This window comes from Jonquetella sp. BV3C21 (assembly GCF_000468895.1).
GTDB classification, from domain to species: Bacteria; Synergistota; Synergistia; order Synergistales; family Dethiosulfovibrionaceae; genus Jonquetella; species Jonquetella anthropi.
The window spans coordinates 59,770-83,356 of the sequence record NZ_AWWC01000029.1; the positions used below are offsets into that span (position 1 = coordinate 59,770).

At 63.9% G+C, this 23,587-nt stretch carries 20 protein-coding genes; 16 read left to right on the forward strand and 4 right to left on the reverse strand.

What is annotated here, in order from left to right:
* Positions 1-10 precede the first annotated feature (10 nt).
* The 5 genes from pstB (at position 11) to deoC (ending at position 4,741) form a co-directional block, all read left to right on the forward strand.
* Positions 11-787: a phosphate ABC transporter ATP-binding protein PstB gene (pstB, locus tag HMPREF1249_RS07600; protein ID WP_008520185.1), complete on the forward strand. Its 777-nt coding sequence runs from the start codon at positions 11-13 to the stop codon at positions 785-787.
* A gap of 42 nt (positions 788-829) precedes the next feature.
* Positions 830-1,531: a phosphate signaling complex protein PhoU gene (gene phoU, locus HMPREF1249_RS07605; RefSeq protein ID WP_008522525.1), complete on the forward strand. Its 702-nt coding sequence runs from the start codon at positions 830-832 to the stop codon at positions 1,529-1,531.
* 28 nt (positions 1,532-1,559) lie between these two features.
* Positions 1,560-2,273: a response regulator transcription factor gene (locus HMPREF1249_RS07610; protein ID WP_021776102.1), complete on the forward strand. Its 714-nt coding sequence runs from the start codon at positions 1,560-1,562 to the stop codon at positions 2,271-2,273.
* Positions 2,257-3,987, forward strand: coding sequence for a sensor histidine kinase (locus HMPREF1249_RS07615; protein WP_008520198.1), 1,731 nt, complete (start codon positions 2,257-2,259; stop codon positions 3,985-3,987). Before HMPREF1249_RS07610 ends, HMPREF1249_RS07615 begins: the two co-directional genes overlap by 17 nt.
* An 88-nt stretch (positions 3,988-4,075) precedes the next feature.
* Positions 4,076-4,741: a deoxyribose-phosphate aldolase gene (gene deoC / locus HMPREF1249_RS07620; RefSeq protein ID WP_021776105.1), complete on the forward strand. Its 666-nt coding sequence runs from the start codon at positions 4,076-4,078 to the stop codon at positions 4,739-4,741.
* A 24-nt stretch (positions 4,742-4,765) separates the two neighbouring features.
* Here deoC and HMPREF1249_RS07625 read toward each other — a convergent pair whose 3' ends face one another.
* Genes HMPREF1249_RS07625 through HMPREF1249_RS07635 form a run of 3 tightly spaced genes read right to left on the reverse strand, consistent with a single transcriptional unit; the run spans position 4,766 to position 7,484 of the window.
* The gene (locus tag HMPREF1249_RS07625) at positions 4,766-5,539 is read right to left on the reverse strand and encodes a TVP38/TMEM64 family protein (RefSeq protein WP_008522526.1); all 774 of its coding nucleotides are present in this window, start codon (positions 5,537-5,539) and stop codon (positions 4,766-4,768) included.
* Positions 5,536-6,249 (reverse strand): gamma-glutamyl-gamma-aminobutyrate hydrolase family protein, encoded by a 714-nt coding sequence (locus tag HMPREF1249_RS07630; protein ID WP_008520206.1) that lies wholly within the window; start codon positions 6,247-6,249, stop codon positions 5,536-5,538. Before HMPREF1249_RS07630 ends, HMPREF1249_RS07625 begins: the two co-directional genes overlap by 4 nt.
* 29 nt (positions 6,250-6,278) lie before the next feature.
* Positions 6,279-7,484, reverse strand: a complete 1,206-nt coding sequence (locus HMPREF1249_RS07635) for an HD domain-containing protein (RefSeq protein ID WP_008520207.1) — start codon at positions 7,482-7,484, stop codon at positions 6,279-6,281.
* 169 nt (positions 7,485-7,653) lie between these two features.
* On the opposite strand from HMPREF1249_RS07635, the gene HMPREF1249_RS07640 reads away from it, so the two are divergent.
* Together HMPREF1249_RS07640 and HMPREF1249_RS07645 are read left to right on the forward strand one after the other, a co-directional pair.
* Positions 7,654-9,693, forward strand: a complete 2,040-nt coding sequence (locus HMPREF1249_RS07640; RefSeq protein WP_231366896.1) for a lytic transglycosylase domain-containing protein — start codon at positions 7,654-7,656, stop codon at positions 9,691-9,693.
* Positions 9,694-9,717: 24 nt separating this feature from the next.
* Positions 9,718-12,024 carry an amidohydrolase gene (locus HMPREF1249_RS07645; RefSeq protein WP_021776093.1) on the forward strand — a complete coding sequence of 769 codons (2,307 nt, stop codon included), beginning with the start codon at positions 9,718-9,720 and terminating at the stop codon, positions 12,022-12,024.
* Positions 12,025-12,047: 23 nt separating this feature from the next.
* Here the strand turns inward: HMPREF1249_RS07645 and rmuC are convergent, their stop codons facing one another.
* Positions 12,048-13,367: a DNA recombination protein RmuC gene (rmuC, locus tag HMPREF1249_RS07650; RefSeq protein ID WP_021776098.1), complete on the reverse strand. Its 1,320-nt coding sequence runs from the start codon at positions 13,365-13,367 to the stop codon at positions 12,048-12,050.
* A gap of 192 nt (positions 13,368-13,559) precedes the next feature.
* Here rmuC and HMPREF1249_RS07655 point away from each other — a divergent pair, with 192 nt between their 5' ends.
* The 9 genes from HMPREF1249_RS07655 to HMPREF1249_RS07695 are packed head-to-tail and all read left to right on the forward strand — an operon-like array spanning position 13,560 to position 23,541.
* Complete coding sequence (locus HMPREF1249_RS07655; RefSeq protein ID WP_021776099.1) at positions 13,560-14,399, forward strand: cobyric acid synthase; 840 nt, start codon at positions 13,560-13,562, stop codon at positions 14,397-14,399.
* Entirely contained in the window at positions 14,396-15,373 is a 978-nt protein-coding gene (cbiB, locus tag HMPREF1249_RS07660) for an adenosylcobinamide-phosphate synthase CbiB (RefSeq protein WP_008520213.1), read from the forward strand. Before HMPREF1249_RS07655 ends, cbiB begins: the two co-directional genes overlap by 4 nt.
* The gene (locus tag HMPREF1249_RS07665; protein ID WP_231286715.1) at positions 15,316-16,452 is read left to right on the forward strand and encodes a pyridoxal phosphate-dependent aminotransferase; all 1,137 of its coding nucleotides are present in this window, start codon (positions 15,316-15,318) and stop codon (positions 16,450-16,452) included. The genes cbiB and HMPREF1249_RS07665 overlap by 58 nt, the downstream gene beginning before the upstream one ends.
* On the forward strand, positions 16,449-17,528 hold the full coding sequence (gene cobT / locus HMPREF1249_RS07670) for a nicotinate-nucleotide--dimethylbenzimidazole phosphoribosyltransferase (RefSeq protein WP_021776110.1): 1,080 nt from the start codon (positions 16,449-16,451) through the stop codon (positions 17,526-17,528). Before HMPREF1249_RS07665 ends, cobT begins: the two co-directional genes overlap by 4 nt.
* Positions 17,525-18,256 carry an adenosylcobinamide-GDP ribazoletransferase gene (cobS, locus tag HMPREF1249_RS07675; RefSeq protein ID WP_008520219.1) on the forward strand — a complete coding sequence of 244 codons (732 nt, stop codon included), beginning with the start codon at positions 17,525-17,527 and terminating at the stop codon, positions 18,254-18,256. Before cobT ends, cobS begins: the two co-directional genes overlap by 4 nt.
* 18 nt (positions 18,257-18,274) lie before the next feature.
* The gene (gene cobU, locus HMPREF1249_RS07680; protein ID WP_021776094.1) at positions 18,275-18,787 is read left to right on the forward strand and encodes a bifunctional adenosylcobinamide kinase/adenosylcobinamide-phosphate guanylyltransferase; all 513 of its coding nucleotides are present in this window, start codon (positions 18,275-18,277) and stop codon (positions 18,785-18,787) included.
* A complete protein-coding gene (locus HMPREF1249_RS07685; RefSeq protein ID WP_021776101.1) occupies positions 18,784-19,299 on the forward strand; it encodes a methylated-DNA--[protein]-cysteine S-methyltransferase in 516 nt (171 codons plus the stop codon). The genes cobU and HMPREF1249_RS07685 overlap by 4 nt, the downstream gene beginning before the upstream one ends.
* The gene (locus HMPREF1249_RS07690) at positions 19,296-20,024 is read left to right on the forward strand and encodes an ATP-binding cassette domain-containing protein (RefSeq protein WP_039873488.1); all 729 of its coding nucleotides are present in this window, start codon (positions 19,296-19,298) and stop codon (positions 20,022-20,024) included. The genes HMPREF1249_RS07685 and HMPREF1249_RS07690 overlap by 4 nt, the downstream gene beginning before the upstream one ends.
* 31 nt (positions 20,025-20,055) lie before the next feature.
* Positions 20,056-23,541, forward strand: coding sequence for an AsmA-like C-terminal domain protein (locus HMPREF1249_RS07695; protein WP_021776092.1), 3,486 nt, complete (start codon positions 20,056-20,058; stop codon positions 23,539-23,541).
* Positions 23,542-23,587: the final 46 nt, after the last annotated feature.

The following is a 23,587-nucleotide window of genomic DNA, read 5'->3' on the forward strand; positions in this document are numbered from 1 at the left end:
CGCGCGAAAAATGTCAGAGCAATTCGGCGGTCAGCCGTCTAAAATAGAAGCGAAAAAATTAGACCTATTTTACGGGACGAAGCAGGCGCTCCATTCCATCTGCATGTCGGTGCCTACGGGCGGGATCACCGCTCTGATTGGCCCGTCGGGGTGCGGCAAGAGCACCTTTCTTCGGTGCCTCAACCGAATGAACGACTTCATCCCGTCGGTGCGGATCACCGGGCTCTGCACCATCGACGGGCAGGATATTTATGCGTCCGACGTGGACCCGAACGACCTGCGGCGTCGGGTTGGCATGGTGTTTCAGAAGCCCAACCCGTTTCCCATGTCGGTGTACGACAACATCGCCTACGGCCCCCGGCTTCAGGGCAAGCGGAGCCGCTCGGAGCTCGACGAGATCGTTGAGCGCAGCTTGAGGGGCGCGGCCCTGTGGGACGAGGTCAAAGACGGGCTTCGGTCGTCAGGTCTAGGGCTGTCGGGCGGGCAGCAGCAGCGGCTGTGCATCGCCCGAGCAATCGCGACGAATCCGGAAGTGCTCCTGATGGACGAGCCGACCAGCGCCCTTGACCCGATGGCGACGCAGAGAATTGAAGAGCTTTGCCGGACGCTGCGGGAGCGGTACACCGTGGTCATCGTTACCCACAACATGCAGCAGGCGGCCCGCATTTCCGATATGACGGCGTTTTTCATGCTGGGCGAGCTGGTGGAGTTTGGGCCGACGACGAAGCTCTTTACCTCTCCGGTGGATCCCCGGACAGGGGACTACATTACCGGCAGATTCGGCTAAACTAAAGAGGACCTCACGTCCCGTTCGGAGGAGATGAACGCGATGAACGAAAATTGGCTTGAGGAAAACAAAAGACCGGCGGACGTCTACCGGGCTCTTGAAAATCAGCTCACCCGGTTGGCTTCGATGGTGAGCTTGGCGGTAACTCGGTCTATTTGGTCGCTGGCGGAGCGGAACGCCGAGGCGGCCCGGCAGGTCATCGCCGGCGAAGAGGCTGTTGATCTGCTGGCCGACGAGATCAACGACGTCTGCCTGAACGCGATCGCCCGCTTTCAGCCGCTGGGCGCGGACCTGCGGCTCGTCACGTCGGCCATGCTGATGGCCCGCGACTTGGAGCGGCTCGGCGATTACGGCGAAAACGCGGCAAAGGACACCTTGAAGCTGTTGAATCAGCCGGTGCTCAAGCCGATCATCGACCTGCCCCGAATGGCCGGCCTTGTCGCCTCCATGCTCGACCGGGCGATGAAAGCCCTGGCAAATCGGGACGGCGACGAGGCCATGGCTGTTTTCGCCATGGACGACCAAGTGGACGACTTGGAACACGCCATTTTGATTGAACTGGCGTCCATCATGGCTCAGCGGCCCGAGACCCTCGAACAGTCGAGCCGGCTGATGGAAGTGACCCGCATGGTCGAGCGGGCCGGGGACCACTGCACCAACGTGGCTGAACACGTGTGCTACATCGTGACCGGCCACCGGGTCAGGGCTTCGGAGCACCGCCGGCCCCGGGAGCTGAGAAGCTGACCGAAGGCGGCGCAGAAAGGAGCAGGCCGTGAGCAGAGCGCATATTCTGGTGATAGAAGACGAGGCGCCGATCGCCGACATTCTCGTCCAGGCGCTGAAACGTTCTGGGTACGAGGCCAGCTGGGCGGGGGACGGCGACACCGGGCTTGAACTCATCATGACCGGCCGGCCTGACCTTGTGCTGTTGGACCTCATGCTTCCCGGCCTGGAGGGCTGGGAAGTCTGCCGTCGAATGCGCCAAGCGCCGGAGACCCGCGACACGCCGGTCATCATGGTGACGGCCCGGCGGGACGAATCGGAAGCGGTAGCTGGACTGGCGGCCGGAGCGGACGACTACATCAGAAAGCCCTTCTCTCTGGCCGAGCTGATGGCGCGGGTCGAAGCCCAGCTTCGCCGCCGCAGCATGGCGCGGCAGGACGCCGAGGAGACGAAGGACGAGCGGATCTTCCTCGATCAGGAGACCGGCGTCGTGCGGATCGACGGCTGGGAAGCCGAGCTGAGCCCGACGGAGTTCCAGATCCTTGAACTTTTGGCCAGCCGTCCGGGTCGGCCCGTTTCCCGCGACAGGATCACCGCCGTCGTCTGGGGACTTGACCCGGCGGAAAGCCGGGCGCTTGACACTCACCTGTCCCGGTTGAGGAAAAAACTGTCCGGCTGCCCAGACGGGCCGGAAATTACCACGCTCCGCAGCCGGGGCTATCGATTGGAATGGAGGGGCAGTGCCAATGAGGCGAAGCCTTAAAACCCGCATCGCCGTCGCTTTGGGGGTACTTCTTATCGGGGCTTTGGCCGCGTCGTGGGCCATCTTCAGGATGACGCTCAAAGAGCACCTGATCCGGCAGGCGTCGTTTCAGCTGAGCCAGCAGACCCAACTGACGGCTCAGCTTTTGGAGGCGAAGGGGCTTGAGTCGTTCTCGGCCCTGTTGGATGATCAAGCCCGAATGCTCGGCGGGCGGATTACTCTCATCGACTCAACCGGCCGTCCCCTGCTGGACTCGTCGATTCCCACGTCGTCGCTGGACAACCACGCTTCCCGCCCGGAAGTGGCGGCGGCCCGCCGGGACGGTGAGGGGTTTGAACTCCGGTACAGCCGAAGCGAGGGCAATTATTATCTGTACTGCGCCCGAACGGTTCTCTTGGGAAAAGAACCGGCAGTCCTGCGCCTTTCCCTCCCGCTTCAGGGCTTAACGGAAGGCATTGGAGCCGCTAACCGGCGCTTTTTAATCCTGCTGGCGGTCGTCGCTACGGTCGCCTTGGCGTTCATGCTCTGGACGCTGCGCCGCCTGTTTCGCCCGCTTCAGGACTTAGCGGCCGTCGCCGATCAGGTGACCGCCGACCGGCTGCCCCTGTTCCCGATCGTCGACGACCCGGACCTGCGCCGGCTCTCTCAGGCCATGTCTGCCATGTCAGCCCGGCTCACCGCGGCCAATCTGGAAGTGTCGTCCCGCCGGGCGGAGCTGGAATCGCTCATCGAAACGTTGCCAGTCGGCGTCATCGTCGTGCGCGGCTCGGCGGTGGTCCGCTGCAACTCCCAAGCCTGCCGAATGCTTGACGCGGAAGACCTGTTCGGCAAGTCGGCCTCTTCGGCTCTGCCGCCGGAGCTGCTTGGGCTCATCGACCGGCTTGACGGGGGAGAAATCGCGCCGTCGGCCGAGCTGGTCGTGCCGGAGCGGAACACCTGCTTTGCCTGCCAAGGGCGGCTGACCCCGAGGGGCTACCTGATCGTCATCGTCGACCAGAGTGACGCGTGGCGGCTCGACGCGGCCCGGAGGACGTTCATCGCCGACGCGGGACACGAGTTCCAGACGCCCCTGACCGCCATCGGCATGACCGCAGAATTTTTAATGGAGGACGCATCCGACGCCCAGAAGCGGCACTTGGAGCGAATACTCGAACAGCAGAAGAGGCTGACCGGCCTGATCGACAACCTGCTGTACCTGTCCCGGCTGGAGGCCGAGCCGGAGGGCTTGCCGATGGAGCAGGTTGACCTTGCGGAGCTCTGTCGGGGGACGACCGACGACTACAAGGCTTTGCCGGCCGCTGACGGCGTCGAAATTTCCTGCAGCGTGCCGGACGACGCGCCGATTCTCGGCAGTCCCGACGAGCTGAAAACGGCTCTCGGCAACCTGCTGGACAACGCGCTCAAGTTCACCCGCGCCAAGTTCGGCAAAACGCCCGGCGCGAAAATCGCCGTGTCGGTCGAGCGGGACGGGGACGAGTGGCGCGTTCAGGTCAGCGACAACGGCGTCGGTCTGTCGGACGACGATACGGAAGCCCTGTTCCACCGGTTTTCGCGGGGCGACCGATCCCGCGGCCGGGGCGCTCAGGTCGGCGGCTACGGCCTTGGGCTGGCGATCGTCAAGCGGATCATCCTGCGCCACGGCGGACACGTGGCCGCGCTGCCGTCATCGGAAGGCGCCTGCATGGCCTTTTGGCTGCCGGTTGGGCACGAATAGACGAAAAAAGCGAAGCGCCGCCCCTTTTGTGGGGCGGCGCTTTATCAATCGGTGGCATAATAAGAGAAAACGACAAGGAGGCAAAGAAATGGAACGACTGGCCCATCTGATTGACAACACTCTTCTCGCGCCCGACGCTTCGCCCGAACAGATCAACGCGCTGTGCGACGCCTCGCTTCGGCTTGGCTGCGCGTCGGTCTGCGTCTCGCCTCTGTACGTCCCGCTGGCGGCCCGCCGGTTGGCCGGAAGTTCGGTGAAGGTCTGCACCGTCATCGGTTTCCCGTCCGGCGCGTCGACGACCGCGACCAAGGCCTTTGAGGCGGCTGATGCCGTCAAAAACGGCGCGGACGAGCTGGACATGGTTTTACCGATCGGGCTTCTTAAACCCGGCGACGACGAGGCGGTCAGGCAGGACGTGAAGGCAGTCGTTCAGGCGGCGGCCGGCCGGATCGTTAAAGTCATCTTGGAGACCTGTCTTCTTAACGACGAGCAGATCGTCAGGGCGTGCCGTCTCTGTCGGGAGACTGGGGCGGGCTTCGTCAAGACAAGTACCGGATTTTCGTCCGGCGGGGCCACGGAGCACGCCGTGTCGCTGATGGCTCAGACGGTCGGTGGCTCGATGGGCGTCAAGGCGTCCGGGGGAATCAGGACGCGGGCTCAGGCTTTGGCGTTCTTGGCCGCCGGGGCGACGCGAATCGGCGCGTCCCGAACCGAAGAGATCTGCCGGGGCGAGGCCGAACCGGAGGGCAAATAACAGGGCCTTGCAGAGGTGAGCAGTTCAGCGCCTGCCCCAGCGGCTTGACGTGCGGGTTGCCAGGTCGACCAGCTCGTCGGAGAAAAACCAGCCGGCCAGCCCAACTGAAACGGCGGCGACAAAGACGGCCGGCGCCGCCCAGCCGCCCTGCCCCGCGCCGGCGCCGGCAAAGCACAGCACGGCAAAGCCGGGAAGCCTGCCGAGGAGGCACAGCCCCATCATCCGCCTCAGAGGGACGGACGTCAGTCCGGCTAAAAAGCACAGCGCGTCGTCCGGCACGGCCGGGAGCAGAAACAGGGCGAAGAACCCGGCTCCTGACCGGTCGTTCAAAAGGTAGCTGAATTTTTGGGCCGCGGAGGCTGGGACGAACCGATCGACCGCCGGTCTGCCGAACCGCCGCGCTAAAAGGATCGCTGCCAGCGAGCCGACTTCCACGCCGGCCATGGTGATGGCAAGCCCTTTCCAGAAGCCGAAGACGGCGCCACCGGCGAACGCCACGAGTTGCCCCGGAATTGGAGCTAACACGACCTGCAGGACTTGAAGCCCAAAGAACGCCGCGCCCCCCCGCCAGTCGGAGCCCAGAGCATCCCGAATGCGGGCAAGGGACGCGGCGTTCGGTTTCAGGTTCAGCGATCGAACCGCGTCGGCCCAGCTGGACGGCAGCAGGAGCAGGACGAGAAGTCCGACGAGTGCCAAGACCGCCGACAGGACGAGCGCAGCCGCCAGCAGGCCGGCAATCTCTCGGAGCTTTTGCCGGAGCCGAGCCAGCAGGAAGGCCTTAACGTTTCGAGACGTCACGGCCTAGCGGCTGCGCAGGCGGCGACGAACGCCTGAAAAATCGGAAGCGCTTCCGGCGTGTGGCCAAGCAGTCCTTCCGGGTGCCACTGGATGCCCACGACGAACGGCAGGTCCTTGTGTTCCACCGCCTCAACGACCCCGTCGGGAGCGAGAGCGGAGACGGTCAGCCCCTTGCCCGGCGCGTCAACGGCCTGATGGTGAAAGCTGTTGACTGAGAACGACGTGCCGGTGATCTTCGCCAGCTTTGTTCCCTCTTCAACGGTCACCTTGTGGCTGGTGAACCGCTCGGCCATGGGCTGACGGTGCTGAATGGTGTTCTTTCGGTTGGGCAGGTGCTGGTAGAGCGTGCCGCCGAAGAACACGTTCAAAACCTGCTCGCCCCGGCAGATGCCCAGAACAGGGAGCTTCCGGTCACAGGCGATCTGCAGGACGGCCAGCTGGAACTGGTCCAGCTCCGGGTTTACCGTTTCCAGCCCCTCTTGAGGGTCTTGGCCGTAAAAGGACGGGCAGACGTCGATGCCGCCGGGCAGAAGCAGTCCGGAGACGATGTCCATCGCGCTGGACAGAACTTCCTCCTCCAGCGTGACCGGCAGCAGAAGCGGAACGCCGCCGCCGGCGATGACGGCGTCGGTGTACTGGCGGTTCGCCGAGACCTTTTCCCGGTTCGAGTAAAACTCAAGATTGCTGGCAATAGCGATGATCGGTCGCATGATAATTCCTCCTCCAAGGTGTGGGTATCTCACAGAAAATAATCGAACAGGGCGCCGATGTCCAGAGGCCCAATTCGTTTGCCGGCAAAACGCTCCAAGATCCGGCGGCGGCCTTCCAGCAGGGCGGGAGCGGCGATTCCCAGCCGAACCGACTGGCTGGCCTCTACGAAGGCCGACAGCTTGTCGAATGCCTCCACGATCTGGCCGTCGACGCCGTCAAATTCCGGCGCGTCGTGTTCCGGGCCGAGCGGGCCTTGCAGAATTTTGACCCGGCCGCCCGGACGGACGCGGTTTTCAAACTCGTCCATGCAGTAGTAGAGCAGGTCGCTTCGCCACGATTCCGGCAGGAGCGGAAAGATGACCCGCTGGATTTCCTGAGCTTCCACGTCCTTGATGAGCTCTTCAAGCCCCTGAACGCTTCGCTTCACCGGGCTGATGATGTCCCGGGTCAGGACTTCCGGAAGGTCGTGAAACAGGCCGCAGTAAAAGTCGTTTCGTCGCCTGACCGGGCCGGCTCCGATCTCGAGGGCTCCGCACCACGAGAGCAGCGCCACCATGAAAAGGTGTCCAAGCACCGACGTGACCGGCAAGCGGCTCGTCTGGGCCCAGCGTTTTTGGAACTGAAGCTGTCCGGCCAAGGAGAAGAACGCCGACAGCCCTTCTTTGGAGCCTTTCTTCCTCGACTCGATCACCGCGGCCACGGCCGGCAAATCGGCGTGTCCGGCGACCGCGTCGTCTATTTCCTTTTTTGTCCGTTCGATACCGTAGAGCGGCGCGCTCCAAAACGAGATGAAGCCGAACTCCCACTGGGTCGCCAAGTAGTGGGCGGCGCTTAAAATATGCCGTTCGGGCCAGTCGGCCCCGTTAAGGAACCACTCGCCGCAGGCCTCGAACTGGCGGCCCGGCAGGGGCGAGAGGACCGGCTGAAGCTGGGAAAGCACCCAGCTGTCCAGCCGGCGCTTCTGCTCCGGGTCGGCCATCAGCCGGTGAAAGACCGGCGGTTTGATGTCGGTCAGCACGACCCGGTGAAGAAATTCAAACAGCCCGCCGGAGATCAGCCGGTTCCAGTCAATCGTCCGCCCGCGGTCCTCTTCGGTGCGGGCGATCGCCCAGGCGATGATGGCCTTGTGAGCTTGCTTGTCCATTTCGGTGAACTGGGCGGTTCTCGGGTGGTCGTTCCACCGCTCGATGCTGAACGCCGAAAAGATCGTTTCGATCAGTCCTCGTTTGATCACAGGCCATTCCTCCTCGCGGGCGTTTCTTTCCTTTGATTATACGAGGTTGAAAGAGGCCCCGGCAAGAGAGCCGGACGCGATGGGCCGTCTTTCGGTTCGCAGGCCATATCAACCGTGGTACACTGAAAACACAGGCGTGATATTCAACGGCGACGAGAGAGGTGATTTGATGTTTCGATTGAAGTCCGCCATCGCGGCGGCGGCGCTGCTGTTCGCGATCCCGGTTTTCTCCGCCGCAGGGGAAAAGATAGCTTCCGCCCCGTCAGCACCAGTTTCTTCGGTCACTCCGATGGCCACGGCGTTCTGGGCTCGGGATTGGAAGAAAGTCGACGCGCTGCTTGCCGATAAAAGCTGCCTGAAGCCGGTCGACCGGTCCTTGGCCGCCAACGCCCTATGGCTTCAGGGCCGCTGGGCTGAGAGTCAGGCGATCATGGGAGAGCTGAAAGACGAGTACCCGGCGTCGGTTCGCCCGTACGCGGATCTGCTGATGGCTCTGGCGCTTGAGCGCCTGGGCCAGAAGGATGACGCCCGGCAGGCGGGCATTGCCTTGGCCAAGTCGGATAATTCGCTGATTCAGTTTTTCGGCGAGTACCTTCTCGCCCGAGTGGCTCGGACGCCGCAGGACGTCCTAGTTCACTATCGAAAGATGCTTAAATTGGCCGGCAAGTCGTCCTCCCGCCGGAAGATGGCGCTTCGCGCTCTGGCCGCGTCGGGGGGTATGACCGCTGACGAGGCGTACGCTCTGCTGTCGTTTGAAGGGGCGAACGCCAAGGCTCTGGAGGTCATCAAAAAAGCGCCCGAGTCGGCGAAGAAAAACTACCGGCTCGGCTGGGCGGCCTACGTGGCCGGAAACAACAAAGAGGCCGTTGCCCTGCTCGCGAAGGTACCGTTGAAGAGCCAGTGGGGCCTTTTGGCAGATTATACCCGAGCGGTCGCGCTGGTTCGGCTGGGTCAAAGACAGGACGCGGTGCCGCTTTACGCGTCCCTGCTAACGCCGCAGGGAAAGATGGTCCGTCAGGCCTGTCAGAGGCTGTCCTCCCTGACCGAGTCGAAGGACGAGGAGACCGCGGCGGCGGCGACGGAGGCCCTTGTGACCGCCGCGTCGTCTGACGACGAGTCTCTGGCCCTTTCTGCTCTGTCCCAGCTCAGCAGGCGGTCCACCGACCAAAAAGAATGGGCTCAGGAGCAGTTGGACGCCCGGTTCCCCAAGTCACCCCAGACGGCGGACCTTTACTGGCAGCGCGGCTGGGAGCACTGGATCGCCGGAGAGGCTCAGGAAGCCCTTGACGCGTGGCGGCGGGCCGGAGAATGCAAAAACTGGTCTCAGCTTCCGAAGGTGCTTTACTGGCAGGCTCAGGCTCTGCAGAAGCTGGACGAGCCCGACGAGGCTAAAAAGGTTTTGAAAAGGCTGACCGCCGAGGACCCGTACTCGTTTTACAGCCAAATCGCCGTCCCTGACGCGCCTCTGTTCGTCGAGCGGCCCGACGGGACGCCGGATCCGGCGTCGCCGCCGTCGGATCTTGAGAAGTGGGGCTTCGTGTCCCACGCCAAGCTCGAACTGGAAGGCAAAACGTCCCTCGCTGACCGGTTGGCTCTCGCTCGGGTATGCCGCTGGCTGGGCCAAGACGACGAGGCGTTTGCCGCCGTCAGGCCTCTGACAAAAGCGCTCCTGTACGGCAAGGAGCTGCCGGACAAGAAAACGGTCCAGCTGTTCTGGCCGCAGGCGTTCAGCGGGCTGGTCAAGGCCAAAGCCGAAGAGCTGTCAGTTAAGCCGGAATTTATCTGGGCCATCATGCGGCAGGAAAGCTCTTTTAACCCGAGCGTCACGAGCTGGGCGGGAGCGGCCGGGCTCATGCAGCTCATGCCCGGCACGGCCAAGGACGAGGCGCGGCGGCTGCAGCTCAAGAGTTTCAGCCGGTACAACCCGTCGGACAACATCGCGCTGGGCGTTTCCCACGTGGCGTGGCTGATGAAAAAGTTCGACTCGCTCTACCAGACCGCGGCGGCCTACAACGCTGGCATGGGCAGCGTGACGAAATGGAACGGGGCGAACTCCCCCGAGCTGAGCCGGGAGAAGTGGATTGAGGAAATTCCGTTCGACGAGACGAGAGAGTACGTGAAAAAAGTTCTTGCCAACTACGGCATCTATCAGCGCCTGACCGCTCCGGCCCCGGATCCTGAAACGGGTTCGCCCGCCGGGACGAAGTGAGCGCGCTGTCAAGGAGGAACTGACGTGACGCAACCCTATCAACCGTTGGAACTGAGGCAGCGGGAGGCTTATGAAAACCTGTGGAAGGAGTGCCCTCAAAGCTCGTCCGACCAGAGCTTTCTTATCCTGCTGGGGTGGTCGGGGCTCTTCGGCTACGAGGCCGCGTGGGATAACGATCTGGTCTGGCTCCGTCAGACTCGGCCTGAGGCCCTGCACCTGCCGCCGGCCGGCTCGTGGGAGAATCAGGACTGGGAAAAACGGCTCATCGAACAGGTGGGGCCGAAAGCCCGGTTCGTCACGGTTCCGGAGCATCTGGCCCTGATCTGGTCCGACCAGCTAGGGCACAAAATCGCCATCGAAGAGGACAGAAACTCGTTCGAGTACCTGTACCGGGCCGGCGAGTTGGAGACCTTAGCCGGAAACCGCCACATGCGACGGCGCAACAAGATCAACCAGTTCCGTCGGCACCACAAAAGCGTTTTCGTCCCCTTGAGCGACGAGCTGATCGACCCGATCTTGGCCCTTCAGGCCCGTTGGCTGACAGAGCAGGCGCTCCAACCGGGCTCGAAATCGGAAACGCTTTTGAGGACCGAGAACGATTGCATTCGTTTGGCCTTGGCCCACTGGAAGGAGTTCGGCTTAGTCGGCGGCGCCGTGGCGGCGGACGGTCAGCTGATCGCCTACACGCTCGCCGAGCCGGTTCCCGACGGCTCCCTGCAGGTTCACTTTGAAAAAGGGCTGGCCGAGTACGACGGCTCGTACCAGGTGGTTAACCAGGACTTCGCCGTCTTCCTGAACGGCCGGTATGAGCTTCTTAACCGGGAGGAGGACATGGGGGACCCGGGGCTGCGCCACGCCAAGCTGGCCTACTCGCCGACGATGTTCCTGCGGAAGTACACGGTCCTTTGGGACGCGGAGGCTACAGAGGGCCATCCGGCCGCCTTCCCGGTTCGTGGGGCCGTTTACCCTGAGAATCCGGCTCAGCCAGAGCCGACAGAACCGGCGGCTGCAGAATCGACACCAGTTGAACCTCAGCCCAGGCAGGTCACTTGGGAAGAGGTGTTCGACAAGGCGCCCTGCAAGAGCATGCAGGAGAACTTTGAAGCGCGCAAGCAGTGCAAGGTCTGGCAGTCGGTCGAGGCAGGGCTTGACGAGTGGATAGAGGCTCAAGGGCCGGAGGCGGTGCGGATCAGCGATGATCTGGCCGCTCATCCGGAGCTTTCCGGCGGGGAAGTCCGCTCCAGCGAAATTTTCGCGTCCCTATTGGCGCGGCACGGCTTCGCGGTAGAGCAGCCGTTCATGGAGATGCCCACGGCGTTTATGGCCCGCAAGACGTTGGGGCACGGCGGCCCGGTGGTCGCGTTTTTGGTGGAGTACGACGCCCTGCCGGACGTGGGACACGGCTGCGGTCACAACCTTCACGGCACCGTCGCGGCGTTCGCCGGCATGGGGCTGGCCCACGTGCTGGAGCGTCACCGCTGCGACGCCACTGTTTGGGTGATCGGCACGCCGGCCGAAGAGACGTGGGGCGGCAAAATCCCCATGGCGTCAGGCGGAGTGTTCGACGGCGTGACGCTCGCCCTCATGTTCCACTGCACTACCGGAATGGCTAAGGTCGCGTCGCGCTTTCTCGCGCTGGACGGCTGGCAGTTTGACTTTTCGGGCAAGCCGGCTCACTCGTCCGGCGCCCCGTGGAAAGGCCGCAGCGCCTTGAACGGCCTTCGGCTCTTCCTGAACGCGTTGGACATGATGCGGCTTCACATGATGCCGTCGGACCGTCTCCATTCGGTCATCACCGACGGCGACGGGGCGATCAACGTCATCGCTCCCAAGGCGTCGTGCCGCGTCGAGACGCGGGCCGTCAACCGGCCGCGGCTCGATAGCCTGAACGAGATGGTCCTGGCGGCCGCCAAGGGAGCGGCGCTGGCAACCGGAACGTCCGTGACGTGGAACAAATTCATGCCGAGCTTTGACGACATGCTGCCCAACTTAGCGGCGGAAGAACTGGCGTTCCGCGTGCTGGACGACATGGGTATTCCGGTGGCGAAAGGCGAAGAGCTGGATGGGTCCAGCGACATCGGCAACGTATCATACCGTTGTCCGGCCATTCATCCGCTCCTTTCGATCTGCCAGACTAAGCTGCCGGCCCACACGGCCGCGTTCGCCGAGGCCACGGTCGGGGAAGACGGGCACAAGGCCCTGCTGACGGGCATTCGAGCTCTGGCCCGTATCGGCGGGCGTGTCGCGATCGACCCGGCGCTGGCCGCCCTCATCTGGCAGGACTTTGAAGGGGCTCGGGCCGCTCAAGTGGGCCCGAAAGACGAGAAGTAAAAACGAGCGGAGGCCCTCCGATATCATCGGAGAGCCTCCGCCTTTTTATGGCTGGGGGCCGGTCCTTCGGGCTCTCGCCCTTCCGGCTCATCGGACCGTTCAACGCCCTCGAGCCGCCGTTCCATCGCCCGGGTCCGCCGGCCGGTCTCCTCAATCGAGTTTGCCGCGGCGCCGAGCTGTTTCCTCACCCGCTCGAGAACCTCGCCGAAGCGGGCGAACTCGGTCTTCACGTCGCCGAGAATCCGCCAGACCTCGCCGCTTCGTCGGCTGATGGCCAAGGCGCGAAAGCCGAGCCTCAGGCTGTTGAGCAGGGCGGCCAATGTGGTCGGCCCAACCGGGACGACCCGGTGCCGCTCCTGAAGCGACGGCAGAGTCGACGGGTCGCGCAGCGCTTCGGCGTACAGGCTTTCCGACGGCAGGAACAGCAGGGCGAAGTCGGTCGTGACCGGCGGGCGGACGTACTTTTTCCGCACCGACGCGGCCTGAAGGTCAAGGGCCTTGATCAGCTCTCGTCGGCCAGCCGCTTCTCCGTCGGCGTCGCCTCGCTCTCTGGCGGCCAACAGCCGCTCGTATGACGCCAGAGGGAACTTGGCGTCAAGGGGCAGCCACAGCGGCGGCTCGTCCGGGTCGCCGGTGGGGATTTTCAGCCCGAAGTCGACCCGCTCGGCCGAGTCCGGATCAAGGACGACGCTCCGTTCGTACTGAGCCGGGGCGAGAATTTGCGACAAGAGGCTTTCGAGCTGAACTTCCCCCCACGTCCCTCGGGTCTTGACGCCCGTGAGGGTCCGCTGAAGGTCGCCCACGTCGCCTGCCAGCCCCTGCATCTCTCCCAAGCCGCGCTGAACTGCTTCCAGCTGTCCGCTGACTTGGGCGAACGAGTCGCCCAGCCGTCGGGACAGGGTGGTCTCAAGCCGTTCGCTGACCGCCTGACGGAGCTCGTCGACCCGCCGGGAGTTCTCGCTTTCAAGCCGGGCGAGGGCCTCAGCCAGTTTTGTCTCCTGCTCGCCGAGTCGTTGCTGAACCGACAGAAGCTGATCGGTCGTGTGCCGCTCAAGCGACTCCATCTGTCGAGCCTGAAGTCCGCTCAGCCGGTCAAAGCTCTCCGCCGCCCGCCGGCCGTAAGAGTCCAGAGCGTCGCGCACGTCCCGGCTGCTTTCGGCGCCGCGCTGGAGCGCCTCGGCCCGTTGGTCCTTCATTTCCTCCTGAAGCAGGCCGATCATCATGTCGAGGGCGTCGTCGCTGTCGCGCCGGGACAGCCTGACGTGCCAGATCGCGACGGCCAAAGCGCAGGCCGCGCACAGCGCGCTGACGGCCGCAGCCCAGCCGATAAACTGGATTGTCACGGTCTCACCTCCGAAAGAACATAGGCCCCAGAGGGGTTTTTCTTGGTTCGTCCATTGTAGATGAAAAAACAAACTGAAACTAGAGACAAGCTGTTGTTTTTCACCAGATGAACTGGTATCGTGACGGTATCCGGAACGTTTTCCGGCGCGTCCGGCCCAACTGGGCAAGCGGACTGAGAAGGGGTGTGCGGGATGGGATTTTTATCCAAGTGCGTGATGGTTCAGGGGTGCTCGTCTTCGGTGGGAAAGAGCGTGCTGACGGCTGGCCTGTGTCGGCTGTACGCCCGCCGGGGCTTTCGCGTCGCGCCGTTTAAGGCTCAGAACATGGCGTTCCCTGCCTACCTGCCGGACGGCCGGGCGATCGCCGGCAGCGTGGTCACTCAGGCCGAAGCCGCCTGCCGGGAGCCGGAAAGCGACATGAACCCGATACTCCTGCGGGTGGCCGGCGAAGGGGTCAGCGAGGTGTTTGTCCAAGGCCGTTCGATTGGGCTGATTCCGGGCCACCAGTATCAGGCCGACAAGGGAAAGTTCCGTCCCAAAGTGGAAGAGTCCTGGCGGCGCCTTCTCGCGTCAAACGACGTGGTCGTCATCGAGGGAGCCGGGAGCCCGGCGGAGATCAACCTGAAAAAGGACGACTTAGTCAACATGGGCATGGCGAAAATGGCCGGCGCGCCGGTTCTGCTGGTTGGGGACATCGACCGGGGCGGCGTGTTCGCCGCCTTGGCTGGGACGCTGCTCCTGCTGGACCCGGAGGAGCGCGATTTGGTCAAAGGAATGGTGATCAACAAGTTCCGCGGCGATTTGTCGCTTCTGGAACCCGGATTGGCCATGATCGAGAACATCACAGGCAAGCCAGTTCTCGGCGTGGTGCGGTACTTCCGTTCCGGCCTGCCGGAAGAGGACAGCTTGGAGGTTCCCGCCGCGCCTCTGACAGCCGAGGAGCGGAACGAACGGTACGACCGGCTAGCTGACTTGTTGGAATCGTCGTTGGACGTGGCCAAGCTCGACCAAATCGTCGGGGTAGCGAGGTGACCGGCCTCTTTTCCCTCGCTTGGGCTCTGGCCGCCGACTGGCTGTTCGGCGACCCGGAAGGGCTGCCTCACCCGGTTTGCGCTGTTGGCCGGTTCATCGGCTGGTGGGACCGTCTGGCAAGAAAACGTTTGAGCGGGGGAGAGCGAAGCGCCTTTCGCCTTCGGCTGGCCGGTCTGGCCGGCTGGTGCGCCACAGTCGCTGGGACGTTTCTGTTCGTCTGGGCGACCGTTGCCGCCGCCGGTCGGCTGAGCGCGGCGGCTGGCTTTCTCGTCCAGACCTACTGGCTGTTTTCTGGGCTGGCGGCGACCTGTTTGAGCAGGGAAGCCGCGGCTGTCGCCGGGTTTCTCCGCGCCGGCGACCTGCCGTCGGCCCGCCGTCGGCTGGCCGGCCTTGTTGGACGGGATACCGGAGAGCTTTCTTCATATCAAGTAGTTCAGGCGGTCGTCGAAACGGTAGCGGAAAACTGCTCGGACGGCGCCTTGGCCCCGATTTTTTGGGCGGCGCTCGGCGCGCCGTTTGGCCTGTCCGCTCCGGCCATGTGGGCCTATAAGGCGGTCAACACCATGGATTCAATGGTTGGGTACTTGGACGAGACGCACCGGGACATCGGTTTTGTCCCAGCGAAGGCGGACGACGTTTTCAACTGGATTCCAGCCCGGCTGGCTGTCATTCTGTTCGCCCTGATGGCGCCGAGTCTGGGTTTCGACGGGGCCAAGACGCTACGCACCGGCTTCGAGCAGGGGCGCCGCCACCTGAGCCCCAACGCCGGATACCCGGAAGCCGCAATGGCCGGGGCGCTGGGAATCACCCTTGGCGGGACTCACACCTACGGCGGAATGACGGTCGTCAAGCCCGAACTGACCGGCGGAACCGACGAGCCGAACGTCCGGCACATCGACATGGCTCGGTCGTTTCTGTGGCCGGCGACGCTCTGGGCGGCGCTGCTCCTGTCGCCTCTGTGGCTCCTGCCATGACGGCGGCGCGGCACGGCGGCGACGTGGAAGGAGCCCGTCGGACCTGGGGCCGGGAACGGTGGCTCGACTTCAGCTCCAACATCTGCCCGTTAGGCGTGCCGCGTCCCGTGGCCGACGCCTTGACGGAACACCTGTCAGATGACCTGACGTCGTACCCGGATCCTCAGTGCCGCCGCGTTCGGGAGATCGTCGGCCGATTGTGCGGCGCTTCGGAGGACGAAGTCCTTCCCGGCTGCGGTGTGTCCCAGCTCCTTTGGGCGCTCGGGCCGCTGCTGCCCAGTCCTGTTCTGCTGCCCGAGCCCAGTTTTGTGGACTACCGGCGTTCTTTGGCCCGCCGGGGCGGGCATGACGTGCGCCCGTTCCATCTGAAACTGGAATCTCCCGGCCCGTCGCCGGACGATCTGGCGGAAGGGGCGGCCGGCTGCCGGGCAATTCTGATGGGCAACCCGAACAACCCGACGTCGTTTTTGTTCCAGCCAAACGAGCTGGTTTCCGCCCTGACCCCGTGGCTTGACGGAGGCGGCCTGCTGGTCCTTGACGAGTCGTTCGTGACCCTGACCGACGGCGGGGCTGCCAACTCGTGCTGGCCCCTGCTGCGCGGACGGCCGAACGTCGTCGTGTTTCAGTCGGTAACCAAGTCGCTGGCCCTGCCGGGGCTTCGTCTCGGTTGGGTACTGGGCGGAAAAGAGCTGCTCGCCAAGTTGGCCGACGAGCTCCCCGACTGGTCGGTCAGCGGCCCCGCCACCCGCGCGGCCGAGGCGTTCGGCCGGCTGGACGAATACGCCGCCAGCCGACGAAAGTGGCTGATCGAACAGAGAAAATACCTGACGGACGGCCTTTCCAATCTGCCCGGCGTGACCGTTTTCCCGCCGTCGGCCAACTTCGTCCTCGTCAGGTTCGAGCGGACGACCGGAACGTTCGTCGCTCAAAAGTTGGCCGAGCGGGGAATTTTGGTTCGCCGGTGCGCCGACTTCCCCGGGCTGGACGACCGATACGTTCGGCTGGCCGTCAAGGACGGGACGGCGAACCGACAGCTGCTGGCCGCGCTTGAAGAGACGCTGAAGGAGGGGGAACGGTGAACGACTTTAAAATGGCGCTGAGGGAGCTGAAAGCGCCGTCAGACGAGTGGTACTCGAAGGCGTGGGCGCACCTTGACCGGCTCACCATGCCGCCTCGCGCCATGGGAAAGCTCATGGAGCTGGCGGCCCGGCTGTCGTCGATGCGCCGCGAGCTCGCGCCGACGATGGAGCGGTTCTGCGTTGTTCCCTTCTGCGCCGACCACGGGCTGTTCCGGCCTCAGGTCACCAACTCGCCCCAGATTGTCACCGAACTGGTGGCCCGCCACATGGCCGAAGGGACGGCGACGGTCAACTGCATGGCCCGCCTTCACGGCGGAACCGTCCTGCCGGTGGACGTGGGGATAAAAGGCGATCTGTCCGACTTGGGAAGCCGAATGGTCCACCGAAAAATCGCGCCCGGCACGGCCGACTTTGCGTCAGGCCTAGCGATGACCCTTTCACAGGCGCAGGAGTGCCTTGACGTCGGCGCCGCCGTCGCCCGGCATTTAGCGGCGGAGAACGACTTTTTAGCCGTCGGGGAAATTGGCGTGGGCAACACGTCCGCGGCGGCGGCTTTGGCTGCCGTTTTCACCGGAAAAAGCGCCGCGGTCCTGACCGGCCTAGGCTCGGGAATCGACGAGGGAAAACTCGCGCACAAAGTTGCTCTGATCGAGAAGGCGATTGCGCTCAACCGGCCGGACCCGTCCGACCCGATGGACGTCGTCTCCAAGGTCGGCGGCTTTGAAATCGCCGCCATGGCCGGGTTCATCGTCGGCGCCGCTGCCGCGCGCCGACCAGTGGTTCTCGACGGCTTCGTCTCCGGCGCCGCCGCCCTGCTGGCCGTCAGGCTGGCCCCGGACTGCCGGGGCTACTTGGTCGCCGCTCACCGAGCCAGCGAGCGGGGACACGGAACCGTCCTCGACGCCTTAGGGCTGGAACCACTCTACAGCTTGGACCTTCACTTGGGCGAAGGGGCCGGCTGCCCGTTGGCCGCTCCGTTCCTGCGCTCTGCCGTCGCGCTGATGGGGCTTCCAACCTTCGAGCAGACCGGCGTGCCCGAAGGCATTTCGGAAGACGGAACTCGAGGCGCCAAATGATCCGATCGTTAATCGCTTCTCTTCAATTTCTTACCCGCCTGCCGATACCGGGCCAGTTCGAAGCCGACGAGCTGGGCCGGTCAATCAACCTGTTCGCCGTCGGCGGGCTCGTCATAGGAGCCGCGGCAGGCGGCGTCTCTTACCTGCTGCAGCGGCTCGGGTGTCCGTGGACCATCCGTGCCGTTTGCATCACTGTTTTCTTGGCCGGCGTGACCGGCGGAATGCACTTGGACGGCGTGGCCGACACGTTCGACGGCCTCATGAGCGGCAAGCGGGGCGAAAAACTGTTGGAAGTCATGCGGGACAGCCGAATTGGCACGATGGGGGCGGTTGCTCTCTGGGCAGTCTTATCGCTGAAGGCCGCTTCGATTGCCGCGATACCTGACCCACTGACGGCCTTGCTGTTGGCCTGCGGCGCCGGGCGAGCCTGCCTGACCGGCGGGCTGGCGTTTTTCCCTTACGCCGGCGGCGGGCTGGCAGCTGCCTTTGCCCCTCACGCGAAAAAAAACTGGGCCGGCGGCGTCTGGCTGATTCTGTTGGAGGTCGGCCTGATCTTTGGTTCCAGCTCGCTGGCTGTTTTTGTCGCGCTGGCCTGCGCCGCTGGGACTGCGTTTTGCTTGGATCTCCGATGCCAGCGGCTTTTGGGGGGCATTACTGGCGACGTACTGGGCGCTTCATGTGAGACGGCGGAGGCGGTCTGTCTGGCCGTCTACGCCCTATTGAGCTAAAGAAAGAAGGCGCTGGGCGTGGAGAGTATTTTAGTGACCGGCGGCTGCCGGAGCGGAAAAAGCGAATTCGCCCTGTCGCTCGTCAAAGGGCGGAAAAAAAGGTTTTTCGTCGCCACGGCTCAGGCGTTGGACGACGAGATGGCCCGGCGGATCCAGTCTCACCGGCAGGCCAGAGGCGAAGGGTGGACGACCCTTGAAGTGCCTCTCGACCTGCCCGACGCTTTGGCCGGCCTGCCGTCTGACGGCGTCGCGTTGGTGGACTGCTTAACCGTGTGGAGCTGCAACGTCATGTCCTCGCCGGAGGTTTGGGACGGCGAAAGCTGTGGGCTGTTCGACCGGCTCGTCCAGACCGCCGCCTGCCCGCCCTGCGACCTTATTTTCGTGACCAACGAACTTGGCATGGGCATCGTTCCGGCTGACCCGTTCACCCGCCGATACAGGGACGTGACGGGCCGGCTCAACCAGAGAATAGCCGCCGCCTGCAGCCAAGCGTGGCTCGTCGTCTGCGGCTTGCCTGTGAGGCTCAAATGAGCGGCCCGGTCCTGCTGAGGCGCGTCGACGCCGGACCGTTCCCCCTGCTAGTCGGCGAGGAGAACGGAAAACTGGTTAAGGTCGGCTTCCCCGGCGAGCTGGGAAACGTCGTCCAGGGGCCTGACACGCCGCTTCTTCGGGAGACGGCCCGCCAACTTCGGGCGTATTTCTCCCGGCGGCTCAAGGTCTTTGACCTGCCGCTGGCCTTTTCCGGCACGCCGTTTCAGCTCCAAGTCTGGGAGGCCCTTCGGCTCGTTCCGTGGGGGAAAACCGTCACGTACAGCGAGTTGGCCCGCCGAACCGCGCGTCCCAAAGCGGCCCGGGCGGTCGGCAACGCGATGGCCGCCAATCCGCTCGTGATCGTCATTCCGTGCCACCGGGTCGTCCTGTCGGACGGACGGCTGGGCCAATTCGGCGGCGGCGCGGCGATGAAACAGTTTCTCTTGGCCAATGAAGGGGTATTGTTTCAGCTTCCTCGGAGCGGCGGAGGAAGCCGACGCGTGTTACAATGAGAACTGAATTGTATGCGTTGGAAGCCGTCGGCCTTTGTCGGCGCTTCGGCGGCGTTCAGGCCCTTGACGGTGCGTCTTTGACGCTGGAACGGGGCCGAATCACCGCCCTGTTGGGAAGCAGCGGCGCGGGGAAAAGCACCCTGTTGGCCTGTCTTTCCGGCGCTGAGCGTCCCGAAAGCGGATCGATCCGAATCGACGGGCGCCCGCTGACTTTAGGCTCGCCCCGTCTGGCTCAGAAAGCCGGCGTTCGGCTCGTGCCCCAGTCCCCGGCGCTGGCCGGCGGCCTCGACGTGGCGTCCCATATTTTTTTAGGGCGGGAGCCGCTCAAATGGGGCTTGTGGGTCGACCGAAAGAAAATGGCTCAAGACGCCCAGAACCTGCTGGACCGTTGGGAAGTTCCCCTGCCGGCCAGAGGCGTTCGGGTGGGAGACCTGTCCAGAGGGCAGCAGCAGACGATCCTGTTGCTTCAGGCGTTGGCGGCCGGCGCGCGCGTTTTGCTGCTTGACGAGCCGGCGGCGTTTATCGGTTTAAGGGACCGGGAGCGGTTCTTCAAGATGTTGGGCGAGTTCCGCTCGTCCGGCGCGGCTTTGTTATGCGCGTTTCACCGGCTCAGCGACGCCCTTCGTTTTTCGGACAATCTGGCCGTCTTGGCCCGCGGAAAAATCGTTCTGACCTGTCAGACCGCTCAGGCTGACGGCGCGGAAATCTTATCCGCGATGGGGTAGCGCAGGAACTGATGAAGTTGGAGGTATGAACATGACCAGAGGTAAAAAGGCGCTTCTTCTGATTCTTGGGATTCTCGTCGCCGGCGGCGTGGTTCTGTACAACGTCGACTTCGGCGGGAACCTGATCGCTCACAAGGCCGGTGAGTTCGTAGCCAACGAATACGGCATGGGCGTTTCCATTCAGGGCGTGGGCGGCAACCCGTTCAAAGGCTACACGCTGGAAGGCATTCAGCTGAACCGGGACGGGGCGCCGCTTCTTGACGCCCAAAGCCTTTTCGTGCGTCCCAACCTGCTCAAGAGCATTACCGGCAACGTCACCCTGAGCTGGGTGGAGCTTCGCGGCGTGACGAGCACGTTTGAAAAGCTGCGCTCTCTGGCCGAGGTAGTGGCTAAAACGCCGATGGCCCCGCTTCCTGACTTCCTGCCCAAAGGGCCGGTGGAGCTCAAATCCCTCGGCGGTTCTCTGGACGGCAGTCGCGTCGAAGGCGAAATGGACGTGGTTGTCTCCGGCTTCCCCGTCAAGGGGACGGCTCAGGGATCGCTTGGCGACGTCACCGAGTTCAAAAAAGCCCACTTGGAACTTGCCGGCGGGACGATCGACTTTTCCGGCAAAGTCATGCCGAATATCGACATGACGGTTAAGGTGGCGGACGTGGATCTGACCCAGCTGGGCGTCATCGTTCCACAGCTCGCCTCAGGCGTCGCCAAGGGCCGCGTCTCAGCTCAGGTGACCTTGGGCGGCACGCCTCAGGCCCCCATGGCGGAGGGAACCGTCTCGCTTGACGACGGCGCAGTCGCCGGTGTCCCGCTGTCCTTCTCGTCTCAGACGAGCTACGGGAATGACGCCCTGCGGGCCGATCCGCTGACGGTCGCTTTTGCCGGCGTGCCGATGCAGGGTCACGTCGCGATGGACTTTTCCGGCAAGGCGGCGACGACGGACATCTCGCTGACTAGTCAAGGCCCAGTGGGGATAGACGCCCTGCGAAAGTACCTGCCTGAAATCCCCGCCGACGCGGCCGGGCAGGTTGAGCAGGCCTTCATCTCCCTCTCCGGGCCGCTTGCCGCCCCGGAAGGCAAGGCGAGAATCGCGGCCAAGACCCTCTCCGCCGCCGGCGTGTCTGTGACCGACACGAACGTTTCAGCTGACTTTAACTCGGCTGGCCAGGTTAAGCTTCAGGCGTCGTCCAACTTTGCCGGCGCTCCGATTGGGGTAAACGGCACTCTGTCGCTCCTCAAGAACCCATCGGTTAACTTGGCCGGCTCGGTCAAGCAGCTTGACTTAGCCAAGGTGACAAAAATGTTCTCCGACCTGCCGCCGGTCAGCGGCGTTTTAAGCGGTCAAGTGAAGGCCGCCGGGCCGCTCTCGAACGTTCAGCTGACCGGGACAGTCTCGTCCCCGTCGGTCTCCGCCTCCGGGGTGACTGTCGCCAAGCTGAACGTGCCGCTGGCCTGGCGCGACGGCGTGCTTTCGCTGAACGGCACGTCCGCGCTGGTGAACGGCGCGCCCGTCTCGGTCTCCGGCAGCGTCTCGCCTCTGAAAGGTCAGCTCGCCCTGTCGGTGACGTCTCAGGGGCTCACGGCCAAGAGCCTGAGCGCCTTCGTCCCCGGCCTGCCGAAGATCGACGGCGCGGCGGACTTGACCGCCAAAGTGACTGGCTCGTTCTCCAACCCTCAAGTCGAACTGTCGGCCAAGAGCGCGTCTCTGGCGTTGGATCCAGTCTCGGTTAAAGGTTTCTGGATCGCCACCGACCAAAAGTTGTCAGTTCAGGACGGCGTCCCGTCATCTCTCGAATTGGCGTTCGGCGCGGACCGTCTCGTCGCGGCCGGCGTGCCGATTGACTCCCTAACCGGGAAAATAGCTTACGACGGCCAGTCGGTTCGCTTCAGCAACGTCCAAGGCTCAGCCGGCGGCCCGCTGTCCCTTGCAGGGTCGGTTCGGCTCTCTGACTTGGCGTTGGACGCCCAAGCCGAGCTTGCCGGCGGCGACCTCGCCAAGATCACCAAACTGCTCGCCCCCGGCATGGTTTCCGGCAAACTGAACGCCAAAGCGTCGGTCTCCGGTACGGCGCTCGATCCAAAGATCAGCGCCGACTTTTCGTCGAACCGCCTCGTCGCGTCCGGTATGGCGTTTGACGGGGTGACCGGCTCGCTTGACGGCACGTCGAAACGGCTGGCACTGAAAAACGTCAAAGCCGCCTTCGGCGGCGCGGCCCTCGACCTTTCAGGGTCGATGAACCTGCAGACTCTGGCCGACGGCGACTTCTCCGTCAAGGCCCTCGGCGTGGACCTGTCAAAAGCGTTCGTCGGCTTCGCCGACACGTCGTCCCTCGGCCTTTCCGGGGTAGGCCAGCTGTCGCTGGACGGCAAGATGGCCGGCGGCTCGTACTCCGGGTCCGGCTCTCTGTCGGTTGACAAGCTGACCGTCGCCGGGTTTGCCTTCGACGGACCGGCCAGCTCGATCCGTCTTTCCGGCACGACTTTGGAGCTTCCTGACCTCCACGCTGGTTTTTACGGCGGAAAGCTCCAAGCGCCCGCGAAGATGGACCTGAAGACGCTCGGCCTGTCGCTGAAAGTCTCCGCTTCGGACGTCGATCTGCTTCGGGTCATCGGCGCGGCCGTTCCCAGACTGGGCGGCGGTCTGACCGGGCGCGTTGCAGGTACCTGCCAGCTATCTGGCGTTCTCTCGCCGTTTAGGCTGTCCGGCTCTGGTCAGCTGACTTCAGACGGCGGAGAAGTGGTCGGTTTCACGTGGGTTGACCTGCTCTCGCAGGTTTACGGGGAAAAATCACTTAAATACGCGTCGGCTCAAGTGCCCTTTGACATGACGACCGGGGCGGCGGGGCTGACCCTCAAGCCCGGAACGCAGGTGCTCGCCCGGGACGGTGATAAAATTTATCGATTCATCAAGGCTACTGGTAATATCGGCTCGACCGGCGCGCTGAACTTGAAGGTGAACGGCAACCTGAACGCCATGGCGATCAACGTCATCTTCGGCGCCGGCAGCGGTGCACTGACCGGCTTGGCCGTTGGCAGTGCCGCTGGTGGCCTTCAGGGCGCTCTCGGCGGCGCGCTGGCTGGAATCGTGGCCGGCGGCGCGCAGGGCGCTAAGTCGGCGGACTTCCGCGACGTGGCGTTCACAGTGACGGGAACGACCGACAGCCCGAAGATCAAGGGCCTGAAGGTCGGACCGTCGTCGATCAAGGAGCCAGCCAAGCAGGAAGGAACGGCGGCAGAAACGACGACAGCCGAGCCGGCTCCCGCTGGGGAGGTTCAAAAGCCCTCCGGTCAGGTGGAGCAGGCCATCAGGGACGTGTTGAGCGGCGGCAAGCAGAAGACGCCAGTCGTTCCTGTTCCTCAGCCTAAAAAGACGGACGTTCAGCCCGAGAGTCAGCCTGAAAGCCAAGCAGCGCCAGAGGATCAGCCCGTTCAGGACGAACGGCCGCAGGATCCGGTGGATCAGCTGAAAGAAGGCCTCAAGAAAGAACTGCTCAAAGGCGTCAACGATTTGTTCCATTGATAGTAAGCGCCGGGGAGAACCGGCAGCCGGCTCACGGGAAGTCTTT

Coding starts and splice junctions, on each gene's coding strand:
- pstB (WP_008520185.1), top strand. CDS start 11: ATGTCAGAGCAATTCGGCGGTCAGCCGTCTAAAATAGAAGCGAAAAAA.
- phoU (WP_008522525.1), top strand. CDS start 830: ATGAACGAAAATTGGCTTGAGGAAAACAAAAGACCGGCGGACGTCTAC.
- HMPREF1249_RS07615 (WP_008520198.1), top strand. CDS start 2,257: ATGAGGCGAAGCCTTAAAACCCGCATCGCCGTCGCTTTGGGGGTACTT.
- deoC (WP_021776105.1), top strand. CDS start 4,076: ATGGAACGACTGGCCCATCTGATTGACAACACTCTTCTCGCGCCCGAC.
- HMPREF1249_RS07630 (WP_008520206.1), bottom strand. CDS start 6,249: ATGCGACCGATCATCGCTATTGCCAGCAATCTTGAGTTTTACTCGAAC.
- HMPREF1249_RS07640 (WP_231366896.1), top strand. CDS start 7,654: ATGTTTCGATTGAAGTCCGCCATCGCGGCGGCGGCGCTGCTGTTCGCG.
- HMPREF1249_RS07655 (WP_021776099.1), top strand. CDS start 13,560: ATGGGATTTTTATCCAAGTGCGTGATGGTTCAGGGGTGCTCGTCTTCG.
- cobS (WP_008520219.1), top strand. CDS start 17,525: ATGATCCGATCGTTAATCGCTTCTCTTCAATTTCTTACCCGCCTGCCG.
- HMPREF1249_RS07685 (WP_021776101.1), top strand. CDS start 18,784: ATGAGCGGCCCGGTCCTGCTGAGGCGCGTCGACGCCGGACCGTTCCCC.
- HMPREF1249_RS07690 (WP_039873488.1), top strand. CDS start 19,296: ATGAGAACTGAATTGTATGCGTTGGAAGCCGTCGGCCTTTGTCGGCGC.
- HMPREF1249_RS07695 (WP_021776092.1), top strand. CDS start 20,056: ATGACCAGAGGTAAAAAGGCGCTTCTTCTGATTCTTGGGATTCTCGTC.